A 14,140-nucleotide genomic window follows, 5' to 3' on the forward strand; every position below is an offset into this window, starting at 1 on the left:
ACGACCCACCCTCCCGACATCGTTCACTGTCGGCGCAACCGGCTAGCTTTGAAAACGTGACAACCCTGGGATTCGCGCAGCGCACCGACACCGATTCCGCCGCCGATGGAGCCGCGAACCCGGCCGGGTCCGGCCCGTTCAGCCGGGAATCCGGGCCGAACCCGGTCGGCCTCGACGAGGCGCAGCGCGCCGTGGTCTCCCTCGCCGACGGCGTCTCGGCGGCCGTGATCGGCGCGCCGGGCACCGGCAAGACCACGGCCCTGGTCGAACTCGTCGCCGACCGGGTGCTGCAGCGCGGCTACTCGCCGAGCGAGGTGCTCGTGCTGGTGCCCACCCGCACCGGGGCCACCGCCCTGCGTGACCGCCTCGCCCTGCGGCTGGGGGTGCCCACCAACGGCCCTCTCGCCCGCACCGCCAACTCGGTGGCGTTCCAGATCGTGCGGGACGCCGTGGCCCGCGCCGGCGGCCCCGCCCCGACCCTGCTCACCGGTGGCGAGCAGGACCAGATCATCGCCGAGCTCCTCGAGGGTCACCGGCTGGACCGGTCCGGCCCCGACTGGCCGGCCACCCTGGGCGCCGACGTGCGCGCCCTGCGCGGTTTCCGCACGGAGCTGCGCGACCTGATGATGCGCGCCGTCGAATACGGCGTGACCGCGGACGCCCTGGCCGGGCTCGGCCGCAGCAACGACCGGCCGGAGTGGATGGCCGCCGCCGAGTTCATCCGCGGCTACGAAGATGTGAAGGACCAGTCCAGGCCCGGCCAGTACGACTCGACCGAGCTGGCGCAGTTCGCCGCCGCCGTGGTGGCGGAGGCCCCGGCCGGACCGGCCGGGGCCGCCGCGATCGGCGCGCTCGCCGGGCTGCGCCTGATCGTGCTCGACGACGCCCAGGAGCTCACCCAGGGCGTCCTGACCCTGATCCGCCAGTTCGCGGCCCGCGGGGTGGCCATCGTCGCCGCCGGCGACCCCGACATCAGCACCGGGTCCTTCCACGGCGCCCACCCGGATGCCCTCGGCCGGCTCTCGACCTACCTGGGCGGCATCCCGGTGACCACCCTGGTCCTCGGCACGGTCTACCGGCACGGCGACGCCATCCGCCAGGTGGTGCGCGGGATCAGCCACCGGATCGGCGCCGCGGCCGCCGGCATCCAGCGCGCAGCGGCCGTACCGGGCGTCGCGGCGGCAGGGGAGGAGCCCGACGCGCCCGCCGTGCAGGCGATCCTCGCGACCAGCCCGGCCGATCAGCTCGCGGTCGTCGCCCGCCGCCTCCGCGAAAGGCACCTGCTCGGCGGCATCCCGTGGGGCCGGATGGCGGTCATCGCTCGCAGCGGCTCCCTGGTGCCGTCGCTGTCCCGCGGCCTCGCCGCGCTCGAGGTGCCGACCCAGGTGTCGAGCGCGCAGACCGCGCTGCGCGACGAATACGCGGTGCGTGCGTTCATCCTCGCCCTCGAGATCACCCTGGGACGCAAGACCCTCGACGCCACGACGGCAGTCGACCTGCTCCGCGGCCCGCTCGGCGGCCTCGACCCGATCACGCTGCGCCGTCTCAAAGCGGCACTGCGCCAACAGGACCTGCGCCAACAGGACCTGCGCCAACAGGAACTCAGCCAACAGGAACTCAGCCAACAGGAACTCAGCCAACAGGAACGCAGCCAACAGGAACGCAGCCGGGACGACCTGCCCGCCGGCGGCCCGCGCAGCGCGGACGAACTGCTCGTCGACGCCCTGGCCGACCCCGGGCTGCTGGGCGGAATCGACAACCGCACCGCCCGCCGGGCGGCGAGCTGCGGCGAAAGCCTGCGCGCGGCGGCCGTCGAATACGACGCCGGCGCCACGATCGAGGAACTCCTCTGGGGACTCTGGCAGCGCAGCGGCCTGGCCAGAGAATGGCACGACCAGGCCGCCGGCACCGGCATCGTGGCCGACGAGGCCAACCACAACCTCGACGCCGTGGTCGCGCTGTTCTCCGCCGCCCAGCGCTACGTGGAGCGCACCCCGGCCGCCCCGCCGGTCTTATTCCTCGAACACCTCGTCGACACCGACGTGCCCGAGGACACCCTGGCTCCGCGCGCGCTCGGCGACGCGGTCGTCGTCTCCACCCCGAGCGGCCTGATCGGCCGCGACTTCGACCTCGTCGTCATCGCCGGGGTGCAGGCGAACGTCTGGCCCGACCTGCGCATCCGCGGCTCGCTGCTGGGCGCCGGCGACCTGGCGGCGCTCGCCGCCGGCCTCGTGCCTCAGCCGGGCGGGGAGCGCACCGCCGTGTTGCACGACGAACTGCGGATGTTCGCCCAGTCCGCCAGCCGCGCCCGCACCGAGCTGCTCGTCACCGCCGTCGACAACGAGGACAACGAGCCGTCGGTGTTCCTGCGGCTGCTGCCGGACGCCGTTTCGACCGGCGACCTCGACTCCGGCGACGCCGGCCGCTACCCGTTGTCGCTGCGCGGCCTGGTCGGCCGGCTCCGCCGCGACCTCACCCGGTTCGGCGGCGTTTCCGGGCCGGGCGACGAAGCCACGGACCGGGCAACGGAGGCCGCGGCCACCCTCGCCCGGCTCGCCCGGGAGGGGGTGGCCGGTGCGGCCCCCGGCGAGTGGTACGGCCTCACCGATCCGAGCACCGTGCGCCCGCTCAACGACCCGGAGGCCGGCGACGGGCCGGTACGGGTCTCGCCGTCCCGGATGGCCGCGTTCGAAACCTGTCCGCTGCACTGGGTGATCGGGCAGGTCGGCGGCGGCACGTCGAACACCGCCGCCAACCTCGGAACGATCATCCACAAGGTGCTGGAGGAATCCACCGACCGGAGCCCCGACGCCCTCTGGCAGGCCGTCGACGCCCGCTGGAACGAACTGCACTTCGACGCCGACTGGCAGTCACGGCTGCAGAAGGTCGAGGCGCGGGTGCTCACCGACCGGCTCGCCTCGTACCTGCTCGACTTCGAGCACACCGGCGGTGCCCTGCTCAGCGCCGAGGGCACCTTCGCGCTCGACGTGGACGGCGCGGTGCTCTCCGGCACGGTCGACCGGGTGGAACGGCTCCGCGACGGGCGGGCCGTGATCGTCGACCTGAAGACCGGCCGCGGCGACCCCATCAGCGACGCCGGCGTGGCGGAGCATCCGCAGCTCGGCGCCTACCAGCTGGCCTTCACCGAGGGCGCCATCGACGGCATCCCGCCCGGCACTCCGCTGGCCGGCGCGCGCCTGGTGATCGTCTCCTCCGGCACGGTCAAGCAGAACTACCGCAACCCGACCCAGCCGGCCTTCACCCCCGACGAGCTGGGCGCCTTCCGCCGCCGGGTCGGTGAGGACGCCGCCGGGATGGGCGCGGCCACCTTCGTCGCCGAAATCAGTTCCCACTGCCTCGACCCGCGCTCGCACGGGTCCTGCCGAATCCACGTCATCAAGCAGGTCAGCTCATGAACGCACCCCTTTCCACCGCGCGGAACCCCGCCGACTGGAGCCCCGCCGCCACAGCCCCGGTCACCCGGATCTCGGCCGTCCAGATCGCCGAAGCGCTGGAGATGTTCCCGCCGACCGTCGAGCAGCAGGCCGTGATCGAGGCCCCGCTCGCCCCCACCCTCGTCGTGGCGGGCGCGGGCAGCGGCAAGACCGAGACGATGGCGAACCGGGTGCTCTGGCTGCTCGCCAACGGGCACGCCAGGCCCGACCAGATCCTCGGCCTCACCTTCACCCGCAAGGCGGCCGGCGAACTGGCCGAACGCATCGGCAAGCGGATCGACCAGCTCGACGCGAAGGGCCTGCTGCCGCGGGGCGGACCGGCCCGGCCCGACGGGCCGCCCGCTGACTCGCCGCCGACTGACTCGCCGCCGACTGACTCGCCGCCGACAGACTCGCCGCCGACAGACTCCACCGACCTGTTCAACAGCCCCACCGTCTCCACCTACAACTCGTTCGCCAGCCGCCTGTTCACCGACAATGCCCTGCTCCTCGGCCGGGAACCCGAATCGGTGCTGCTCAGCGAGACCAGCGCGTGGCTGCTCGCCCGGCGGGTCGTGGTCGAACACGGCGACCACCGGCTCGTCCCGTTCGGCAAGAGCGTCGACGCGGTGACGGATGCCGTGCTCGCGTTCAGCCGGGCCCTCGCCGAAAACCCGCCCCCGGTCATCCCGGGCCGGCCGGCCGCCGGCCACGACCTCGCCGGACTGGCCGACGGTTTCGCCTACCTGCGCGACCTGCCCTTCGGCAACCCGCGCAAGAAGATCCCCTACGCCTCGGTCGACGAGTCGCTGGCCACCGTCGGGCCGCTGCCGGTGCTGTTCGAACTGGCCGAACGGTACCGCAGCGAAAAACGCCGGCTCGGACTGATCGAGTTCTCCGACCAGGTGGCGCTCGCGCTGCAGGTCTGCCAGAAGGTGGAGAAGGTCGTCACCCGCTACCGCGACCAGTACCGGGTGGTGCTGCTCGACGAATACCAGGACACCTCCGTGCTGCAGACCGAGCTGCTGCACACCCTGTTCGCGCGTCATCCGGTGATGGCCGTCGGCGACCCGCACCAGTCCATCTACGGCTGGCGCGGGGCCAGTTCGGCCAACCTGCTCGGCTTCTCGCAGAGCTTCGCGGGCCTCTCCAACGCCGAGGCCCCGACGATGTCGCTCTCCTACACCTGGCGCAACCCGGTGACGGTGCTGGGCGCGGCCAACGCGCTCGTGGCGCCGCTGAGCGACGCGCTGCGAGCCCGGCCCGACGGCATCCAGGTGGACACGCTCAAGGTGCCGGCCGGCAAGGAGACCGGCACGGTCGAGGCCGGGATGAGCGAGACCATCGCCGAGGAGGCCCGCACCGTCGCCCGCTGGTTCGCCCAACGGCTCACCCCGGGCGGGGACCACTCCGGGGCCATGCTGTTCCGGGCCCGCCGGGAGATGGAGTTCTTCGCGGAGGTGCTGCGGGAGAACGGGGTGCGCGCGCACGTGCTCGGCCTCGGCGGGCTGCTGTCCACGCCCGAGGTCACCGATGTCGTCAGCGTGCTGCGCGTCGTGGCCGACCCGGCGTCCGGCAGCGAACTCGTGCGGCTGCTCAGCGGCGGCCGCTACCGGGTGGGCCCGCGCGACCTGCAGCAGCTCGCCGCGGTGGCGCGCTGGCTGGCCGCCCACGACTGGGCCCAGCAGGCGGTCACCGACGAGCTCAAGGCCAGGATGCGGGCATCCGTCGCCGTCGACGAGGGTGCCTCCCTCGTCGACGCCCTCGACTTCGTGGCGGCGGCGCCCGACCGGCACGGGCAGCTCGCGGGTTTCAGCGAGCCGGGCCTGGCCCGGCTGCGCGCCGCCGGCCGCCAGCTCGCCTGGCTCCGCTCCCGGGCCGGCCTGCCCCTGCTCGACTTCGTGCGGCTGATCGAACAGGAGACCCTGCTCGACGTCGAACTGGTCGCCAACGAGGCGAACGGCCTGGGCCTGGCCAACCTGTACGCCTTCCATGACACCGTGTCCGCGTTCCTCGCCAGCGACGAGATCGGCAGCCTGGCCGGCTTCCTGCGCTGGCTGGCGCGCGCGGAACGTGCCGACGACCTGGGCCCCCGGGTCGAGCCGTCGGAGAAGGGAACCGTGCAACTGCTCACCGTGCACGGCGCCAAGGGACTCGAATGGGACTACGTCGCCATCCCCAACCTCACCGAGAAGAGCCTGCCGGCCCAGACCCGGGAGGGCGCAGGCTGGCTGCGCTTCGGCGAACTGCCCTACCCGTTCCGCGGCGACCGCGCAGAACTCCCCGAGCTGCACTGGCACGGGCACGAGACCCAGCTGTCGTTCGACCTGGAATTCACGGCCTACAAGGAGCAGCTCGCCGCCCGCCACGACGATGAGGAACGCCGGCTGATCTACGTCGCGACCACCCGGGCCCAGCGCGAGCTGCTGCTCACCGGGTCGTTCTGGGGCAGCGGCAGCACCATGCGCAAGCCGAGTCGCTACCTGCTGGAGCTCGCCGCCGCAGGCCTGATCGGCCCGGTCCCGCTGGTCAGCGACGCGTCGGAGAAGCCCGACGCCGGCCTCGACCAGGCGGAACGGTGGCCGTTCGATCCACTCGGCACCAGGCGCGCCGTCGTCGAGGCTGCGGCCGCCCGGGTCGACCGGGCCGCGGAGGCAGCCGAGGCGGGCACCGACCTGGCGACCCGCTGGTCGCACCCCGTGACCCTGCTGCTCGAGGAACGGGCGCAGCGCCTGGCCGGCTCCGGCCTGATGCCGCTGCCCACCCGCATCTCGGCCTCACGGTTCAAGGACTTCGTCGACGACCCGGCCGGCACCCTGGCCCGCCTGCGCCGCCCGATGCCCGAGCGCCCGTACCGGGCCACCCGGCTGGGCACCCTGTTCCACTCCTGGGTGGAGCGCCGCGCCGGCGGCGCCAGCGCCGGGGACGTCATCGACGCGGACCTGGGTGAGCTCGACCTCGGCGACCTGGACCCCGACGCGTTCGACCTGGACCTCGACCAGGACCAGCCGCTCGAACAGGCGCAACTCGAACGGCTGCAGCGCACCTTCGAACGCTCCCCGTGGGGCAGCCTCGCGCCCGAGGAGGTGGAGATCGAGATCCACCACGTGCTCGCCGGGCAGGTCTTCGTCTGCAAGCTCGACGCCGTGTACCGCACCGACACGGGCTACCAGGTCGTGGACTGGAAAACCGGCCGGGCGCCGAAGAATGCGGCGGACCTGGAGCTCAAGCAGACCCAGCTTGCGCTCTACCGCCTGGCCTACGCGCGCTGGAAGGGCATCGACCCGGCCATCGTCGACGCCGTGTTCTACTTCGTCGCCGACGACACGGTCGTCGCCCCCGACCGGCTCTACTCGGAGGAGGACCTGGTCGCGGCCTGGTCGTCGGTCGCCGGCCCGGCGTCGATCTGAACCGTGCCGATCGGCCCGGTCGCGTCGTCCGCGAACGGGCCGGCCGTGGTGTCCGCCGCGGCCCCGCCGGCGGAGTCGGCCGAGCCGGCAGAGTCATCGTCGAACTCGCTCGGCCCGAACTCGGAGAGGTTGTAGGCATCCGTGTGCATCGACGAGCCCAGGTCGCGGCGGGGAATGCCGCGCGGCGTGGCGGCGAGCATGTTCTCCACGTCGGTGACGTCGAGGATGGGCCCGGTCTTCGGCGACAACGGATGCATGGTGTTCGTGTGCACGCTGTCGACCAGGCCGTCGAGCATGGCCACGGCGTCGTCGACGATCGACTGGTTGCGGGTGTCGGTGCCGTGCAGCAGCCAGCGGGCCAGCTCCAGTTCGGCGTAGAGCATGGCGCGCTGGGTGATCCGGGGGTCGTTGCCCTGGCGAGCGGCGGCGTACGACGCGACGGCCGTCTCGCCGGCCGCGCCACGCGACGCCAGCAGCCAGTTCAGGTCGCGGGCCGGGTCGCCCACGCTGAGCGCCGACCAGCCGAGCACGCCGGAGACGGCATCGTCGCTGATCAGGAACGACTCGGCCGACATCGACCCGTGCACGACGCAGGGGGCGAACTGCCAGAGCGAGTCGTCGTCGGTGGCCAGCTCCCACCGGCGGAGCAGCGCCGCGGGAAGGTAGCCTGTCGCCGCGGCGCGGTCGATCAGCTCGATCGTGGACGTGCGGCACTCCTCCGCGCTCTGCTGGGGGAGACCGGCGGTGCCGACGAACGCCGTCGGCAGGCCGTGGATCGCGGCGATGGCACGCCCGATCGAACCGGACACCCCCGCGTGGCCGGTCAGGGCATCCGCGTCGAAGGAATCGCCGGGCAGCAGCTCATAGACGACCGCGCGGGTGCCGCTGAGCGGAGCCTGGCCGACGAACTCGGGCACGTCGAACGGCAGCCGGCTTCGGGTGCCGGTCGTCAGCGCGCGCAGCGCCACGAGATCGGCGGATTGCTCGGTCTCGGCGGCCTGGCTGGCCGGCACGCGGATGATCAGCGTGCGGCCATCGCTGTCGATGAGCAGGGCAGAGTCGAAGGCGCCGTGGGCGCCTGGGGTGCGCGCGCTGGACCCGTGCAGCCGAGCCTGGACCACGTCGAGGCCCGGGACAGCGGAGGTGGCCAGCGCGGCTAGAGTGAGGTGGGATCTGGCCATGCCTACTAGGTTAGGTCGACTTCCCCCCGGCGCGGTTGTCCGCCACGCCCCACACCTACTCGGCTGTCACGCCAGAGCCCGAAGGGGTCACCATGTCGTTCTCGTTCACGGCCCGGTTGCCGCTGTCCCGTCACGCGGTCGACCGCGACCATGAGACCCGGTCACGGCCGGGCCTGTTCGACGAGTTGTGGGCGGATGCCGGCACCCGCGTGCTGGTGCTCTGGCGCGGCTCCGTGCTGTTGGCGCCCGCCGCCGGCAGCGCTGACGCCCCGCGGATCCTCCTGCTCGAGCCGCAGACGGTGCCGGAGTCGACCGTTCAGGTCTACCTCGGCCGGTCGCTGGCCGAGGACGCCGCCGAACCGGTGGGCACCCGGCTGGTGGCCGCCGTGCTCGGCGACGAGGCCGCGCACGCGCTCGAACCGCGCCCGGAGGCGTGGGCGTCGCTGCGCACCCTGGCCACCGAGCTGTCCGACCGTGACGCCGGCCTCTTCACCGAGGCCCTCGGCCTGGCCAACTGGCATGTCTCGCACCCGCACTGCCCGCGCTGCGGCGCCGCGACCACGGTCGAGTCCGCCGGCTGGAGCCGGCTCTGCCCCGTGGACGGCGGCCAGGTCTTCCCGCGCACCGACCCCGCGGTGATCGTGCTGATCACCGACGCCGACGACCGCATCCTGCTCGGCTCGAACGCGCTCTGGGAGAACAACCGGTATTCGCTGCTGGCCGGCTTCGTCGAACCGGGCGAGTCGCTCGAAGCCGCGGTGATCCGGGAGATGTTCGAGGAATCCGGGCTCCGGGTCACCGACCCGGTCTACCTTGGTTCCCAGCCCTGGCCGTTCCCGGCCTCGATCATGTTCGGCTTCACCGCCAGGCTCGCCGACGGGCAGTCGCCGGGCGGGCTGCTGCCCGACGGGGAGGAGATCCTCGACCTGCGCTGGTTCAGCCGCGACGAACTCCGCGCGTCGGGGGCGAGCATCATCCTGCCGGGACGCTCGTCGATCGCCCGGGCGATCATCGAAGCCTGGCTGGGCGAACCGATCGACTTCGGACCGGACCAGGTGCACGGATGGCGCTGACCGGCGACGAGCTCCTGGCCGGCCTCGACGACCAGCAGAGGGTCGCCGCCGAGGCCCTCGTCGGGCCCGTCTGCATGCTTGCCGGCGCGGGCACCGGGAAGACCCGGGCGATCACCCACCGGATCGCCTACGGCGTGCTGACCGGCGCCTACGCGCCCGACCGGGTGATGGCCCTCACCTTCACCGCCCGCGCCGCCGCGGAACTGCGCGGCCGGTTGCGCCAGCTCGGCGCCGGCGGGGTCGCCGCGCGCACCTTCCACGCCGCAGCACTGTCCCAGCTCAACTACTTCTGGCCGCACGTCGTCGGCGGTCAGGCGCCCCGCATCCTCGACGGCAAGGGCCGGCTGCTCGGGCACGCCGCGGAAACCCTGAAGCTGAAACTGGACACGGCCACCCTGCGCGACCTCGCCGCCGAGATCGAGTGGCGCAAGACCAGCGGGCTGAGCATCGAGCAGTATGGCGCGGGCATCGCCAGGCGCAGCCTGCCCGGGCGCCTCGACGTCGACCAGGTGATGGCCATGCAGGAGAGCTACGAGCGGCTCAAGGACGAGCGCAAGCAGATCGACTTCGAGGACGTGCTGCTCGCCATGGCCGGCATGATCGAGGCGGAACCGTCGGTCGCCCTGCAGGTGCGGGAGCAGTACCGGTTCTTCATCGTCGACGAATACCAGGACGTGTCGCCCCTGCAGCACGACCTGCTCACCCTCTGGCTGGGCGAACGCCGAGACCTCTGCGTCGTCGGCGACGCCAGCCAGACCATCTACTCCTTCGCCGGGGCCCGCAGCGACTACCTGCTCAACTTCCCGAAGCGGTGGGAGGATGCGACGGTCGTGCGGCTCGAGCAGAACTACCGGTCGACGGCCTCGATCGTGGCCGCAGCGAACCAGCTGATGCGCGGCCGGGCGGGCGCCCTCACCCTGCACGCCCACGCCAGCGAGGAGGGTGTCGTGCCGATCGTGCGCGAGTACCCGAACGACATGGCGGAGGCCAGGGGAGTGGCGCAGAGCATCCTCGACCTGATCGAGGGCGGAACCCGCCCGGAGAACATCGCCGTGCTCTACCGGATGAACGTGCAGGCGGCGGCGCTGGAGACCGCGCTCGGCGACATCGGCGTGAACTACCAGATCCGCGGGTCGAAACGGTTCTTCGACCTCGCCGAGGTGAAGCAGGCGGTGATGCAGCTGCGCGCGGCATCCGTGTCGATCATCGGCGAACCCCTGTTCAAGTCGGTCAGCGATGTGCTGCGCTCCCTCGGCTGGAGCCAGAGGGCACCCGACGCCGCGGGGGCGGTGCGCGACCGGTGGGAGTCCCTGAACGCGATCATGGGCCTTGTCGACCAGGCCGCCCCCGGCACGACATTCCGCCAGTTCACGGACGAGCTGATGGAACGCCAGGCCGGGCAGCATGAGCCCACGGTGTCGGCCGTGACCCTGGCCACCCTGCACTCGGCCAAGGGCCTCGAATGGGACGCCGTGTTCCTGGTCGGCCTGTCCGAGGGGCTGGTGCCGATCAGCTACGCCGCCGGCTTCGACCAGATCGACGAGGAACGGAGGCTGTTGTACGTGGGCATCACCCGGGCACGTCGGCGGCTCGGCTTGAGCTGGTCCGCGGCAGGCCACCAGCAGCGTTCCCCGCGCGAGCAGTCACGGTTCCTGGCAGAGATCGGCATCCGCACCGCTCGTGTGGCCGGTGCTCGCGGCGCCTGATCGCCCCTGTCGTCACATCGAGCACCAGTGACGTGCGGGTCAGGCCCGACCGGCCGGTGTCCAGCCGGTCCTGCACGAGGCCGGCGACACGCGCGGCGACGTCGATGCCCAGCCGGCGGGTTTCGGTGGGGGCGGTGCGGGTGAGGAGTTGGCAGGCGATCGCGGGCCAGGCCGGGTCGGAATCGAGGTGGGCCAGCTCGAGGCAATAGAGGCACGGGCCGACCCCCGGTTCCACCAGCGGTCCCACGCGCACCTCGCTGTCGCTGAAGACCACCGGCAGGTGCGGCACGTCCCCGCGCAGCCAGCGGCCGTGCCGGGCCGGTTCGAGCGCGTAGTGGCCGATGATGACCGCCAGTGCGGGCGGGTTCGGCGCGGCAGGATTCACGGCTGCCCGGTGCGGCCGGGCCGGTTCGTGGGCGGGGCCGACGACCAGCAGGCCGAGGTCGCGCAGCAGCGCTCCGATCCGCAGCGCGGTCGGGCCGTCCCCGTCGACGCAGACGAGGGCGGCGGAGCGCGGCGACGCGGCGACGGGGACCGGCTCCGCGTCGGTGGACCAGGGCCCTCGTTCGGCCGTGACGATGAGGGCAGGTCGCAGGGACTCCAGCAGTGCCAGGGTGGCGGCCTCGGGCGTCCCGGCCCGCCGGCCGAGCATCATCGCACCGGAGCGCGGCACCCCGGAGACCAGGGCGGCGAGGACGTGCTCCAGCCCGGCACCGACCTGGGAGATCACGACGAGGGGATGGTCGATTCCGATCTGGATGGTGTCGGGGGTGCGCCAGACGAGGGGATAACGGGGATTGAGTCGAAGAGTCATGCGGTGATGATGCCGGAGTCCGTGCCCGCCCGCGCGAGTCATCCACAGGGTCGACGGGCCGGCGCGCCTGGACCGGCACGGGCCGGTGCACAGGTCCGCCCGATCCTCGGCTCCAACCCAGATTGCGCCCTTAGGCTGGCCGCATGACGGCCAGAAGAGTTCTCGTGACCGGCGCCACCGGATACATCGGCGGGCGCCTTGTTCCCCTGCTGCTTGATGCCGGGAACGAGGTGACCGTGCTCGTGCGGTCGCCGCAGAAACTGACCGATGTGCCCTGGAAGGACCGGGTCCGGATCGTGCAAGGGGACCTCGGCGACGCAGCCGGAGTGCGGGCGGCGCTCGCCGGGATCGACACCGTGTACTACCTCGTGCACTCGATGGGCACCAGCGGCGACTTCGAGCGTACCGAGCGTGTCGCCGCGCAGAACGTGGCCGACGCCGCCGCCGCCGGCGGGGTCACCCGGATCGTGTACCTGGGCGGGTTGCACCCCGATACCGCCGAGCTGTCCCAGCACCTCCGGTCCCGGGCCGAGGTGGGGCGGATCCTCCTCGCTTCCGGCGTGCCGACGGCCGCGCTGCAGGCCGGGGTCGTGATCGGCTCCGGGTCGACCTCGTTCGAGATGATCCGGCACCTCACCGATGTGCTGCCGTACATGCCGGCGCCCAAGTGGGTGCGCAACCGCATCCAGCCGATCGCTGTCCGCGACGTGCTCTACTATCTGGTGGCCGCCGCCGACCTTCCCGCCGACGTCAACCGAACGTTCGACATCGGCGGCCCCGACGTGCTCCGCTACGGCCAGATGATGAACGGCTACGCCCTCGAGGCCGGCCTCCGCCAGCGACCGATCGCCTCGCTGCCCGTGTTCACACCGTGGCTCGCCTCGCAGTGGGTGAACCTCGTCACCCCCATCCCGCGCAGCCTCGCCGTGCCGATCATCGCCTCGCTCCAGAACGACTGCGTCGTGCACGAGCGCGACATCGACCAGTACATCCCGCGCCCGCCCGGAGGCCTCACCGGGTACCGGCGGGCCGTGCGCCTCGCCCTCGGGCGGATGCGCGACGGTGACGTCGAGACGAGCTGGCGCAACGCGTCGATCGAGGGTGCCTCGAGCAACCCCCTGCCGAGTGACCCCGACTGGGCCGGCCACCTCGTCTACACCGACCTGCGGGAGAAGCACACGGCGGCGAAACCTGCCGACCTCTGGCGCATCATCGAGAGCATCGGCGGCGACAACGGCTGGTACTCGTTCCCGCTGGCGTGGGCGGTGCGCGGCTGGATGGACAAGATCGTCGGCGGCGTCGGACTGCGGCGCGGTCGCCGGGACCCGCAGCGCCTGCACACCGGTGACGTGCTCGACTTCTGGCGGGTCGAGCAGATCGATCGCGGCCGGTTCCTGCGGCTGCGGGCGGAGATGCGCGTCCCCGGGCGGGCCTGGCTGGAGATGACCGCGGAACCGGCGCCCGACGGCGGTTCGATCTACCGCCAGCGAGCCGTGTTCTTCCCCCGCGGGCTCGGCGGCCGGCTCTACTGGTTCTCCATCCTGCCGTTCCACGGTGTCATCTTCAGTGGCATGGCGAACCGGATCACGGCCGCCGCGGCGGCGTCGAAGCAGGCCTCCGTCGACGCCGAGGCCGCCACCGTCGACACCTCGCTGCCGGCCGGAAAACACTAGGCCGACTGCCCCGCCCGGGGGCATGATTAACGAACGTGAGGGAGGCCGTTATGTCGCAGACTGTGGTGTTCGTGGGGGATGGCCTCACCGTCGCGGGACGCTGGAACGAGTGGCTTCCCGAATACGAGGTGCAGAATCTCGCCGTGAGCGGGTATACGACCGACGAGGTGGTCGCCTCGCTGCCGAAGGTCGTCGCGACGGCACCGGATGCCGTCGTGCTGCAGGTGGGCACGAACGACCTGGGCTGGCGGCGCTCGGACGAGTACATCGTGCGCAACCTCGAGACCATCATCGTCGAGCTGCGCAAGCACCTGCCGGGTGCCCGGATCCTGGTGGTCTCGGTCCCCCCGCGCGAGCGGGACTACAGCCATCTCCTCCGCTCGATCAATCGCCATCTCCGCCAGTTCGCGCCCACCCAGCACGCCCAGTTCCTCGACCTCTGGCCGTCGATGGCCGAGCCGGACGGCGAGCTCTCGATCGCGTTGACGACGGACCGGCTGCATCTCAGCGACGAGGGGTACGCGGCCTGGACTGCCGAACTCAAACCGGCGCTCGAGTTCCTGTTCCAGAGTCCGCCGTCGAGCACGGCGATCCCCATCCAACACGTCTAGCCCGCGCGCAGGCGAGCCCCGGTGGTCGAGCTTGTCGACCCCGAGCACCGGTCCGGTTCAGCTGCGGGCGTGGCTGGCCTGCTGGGCGCGGTGGGTGGCGCCGGGCTGCCAGGTGGTGGTGGTTCCTGCCCAGGCTGGCGCCTTGACCTGGGGTTTGCCGCGGATCATGCGGATGAGCCAGCCCGAGGTGTCGATGCTGTGGTGGTGGTACCAGCAGAGAAGGACACCGTTGTCGATG

8 protein-coding genes are annotated in these 14,140 nt (G+C 72.2%); 6 read left to right on the plus strand and 2 right to left on the minus strand.

Features of this window, described 5'->3' with window-relative positions:
• The first annotated feature begins 56 nt into the window (after positions 1-56).
• Positions 57-3,416 carry an ATP-dependent helicase gene (locus E3O32_RS15020; RefSeq protein ID WP_134510635.1) on the plus strand — a complete coding sequence of 1,120 codons (3,360 nt, stop codon included), beginning with the start codon at positions 57-59 and terminating at the stop codon, positions 3,414-3,416.
• Positions 3,413-6,844, plus strand: coding sequence for an ATP-dependent helicase (locus tag E3O32_RS15025; RefSeq protein ID WP_134510636.1), 3,432 nt, complete (start codon positions 3,413-3,415; stop codon positions 6,842-6,844). The genes E3O32_RS15020 and E3O32_RS15025 overlap by 4 nt, the downstream gene beginning before the upstream one ends.
• Here the strand turns inward: E3O32_RS15025 and E3O32_RS15030 are convergent.
• Positions 6,784-8,025: a phosphotransferase gene (locus E3O32_RS15030; protein ID WP_134510637.1), complete on the minus strand. Its 1,242-nt coding sequence runs from the start codon at positions 8,023-8,025 to the stop codon at positions 6,784-6,786. The two genes, E3O32_RS15025 and E3O32_RS15030, sit on opposite strands and share 61 nt — an antisense overlap.
• Positions 8,026-8,117: 92 nt before the next feature.
• Between E3O32_RS15030 and nudC the strand changes: the two genes are divergently transcribed.
• From nudC to E3O32_RS15050, 4 genes are all read left to right on the plus strand, one after another.
• On the plus strand, positions 8,118-9,098 hold the full coding sequence (gene nudC, locus E3O32_RS15035; protein WP_134510638.1) for an NAD(+) diphosphatase: 981 nt from the start codon (positions 8,118-8,120) through the stop codon (positions 9,096-9,098).
• Positions 9,089-10,804 (plus strand): ATP-dependent helicase, encoded by a 1,716-nt coding sequence (locus tag E3O32_RS15040; RefSeq protein ID WP_134510639.1) that lies wholly within the window; start codon positions 9,089-9,091, stop codon positions 10,802-10,804. Before nudC ends, E3O32_RS15040 begins: the two co-directional genes overlap by 10 nt.
• 957 nt (positions 10,805-11,761) lie before the next feature.
• The gene (locus E3O32_RS15045; RefSeq protein ID WP_134510640.1) at positions 11,762-13,291 is read left to right on the plus strand and encodes an SDR family oxidoreductase; all 1,530 of its coding nucleotides are present in this window, start codon (positions 11,762-11,764) and stop codon (positions 13,289-13,291) included.
• Between the two features lie 50 nt (positions 13,292-13,341).
• The gene (locus E3O32_RS15050; RefSeq protein ID WP_134510641.1) at positions 13,342-13,902 is read left to right on the plus strand and encodes a GDSL-type esterase/lipase family protein; all 561 of its coding nucleotides are present in this window, start codon (positions 13,342-13,344) and stop codon (positions 13,900-13,902) included.
• A gap of 57 nt (positions 13,903-13,959) precedes the next feature.
• Here E3O32_RS15050 and E3O32_RS17335 read toward each other — a convergent pair.
• A partial coding sequence (locus tag E3O32_RS17335; RefSeq protein WP_166790872.1) for a hypothetical protein occupies positions 13,960-14,140 on the minus strand: 181 nt, incomplete at its 5' end.

It is taken from the genome of Cryobacterium mannosilyticum, assembly GCF_004402705.1.
Taxonomy (GTDB): Bacteria; Actinomycetota; Actinomycetes; order Actinomycetales; family Microbacteriaceae; genus Cryobacterium; species Cryobacterium mannosilyticum.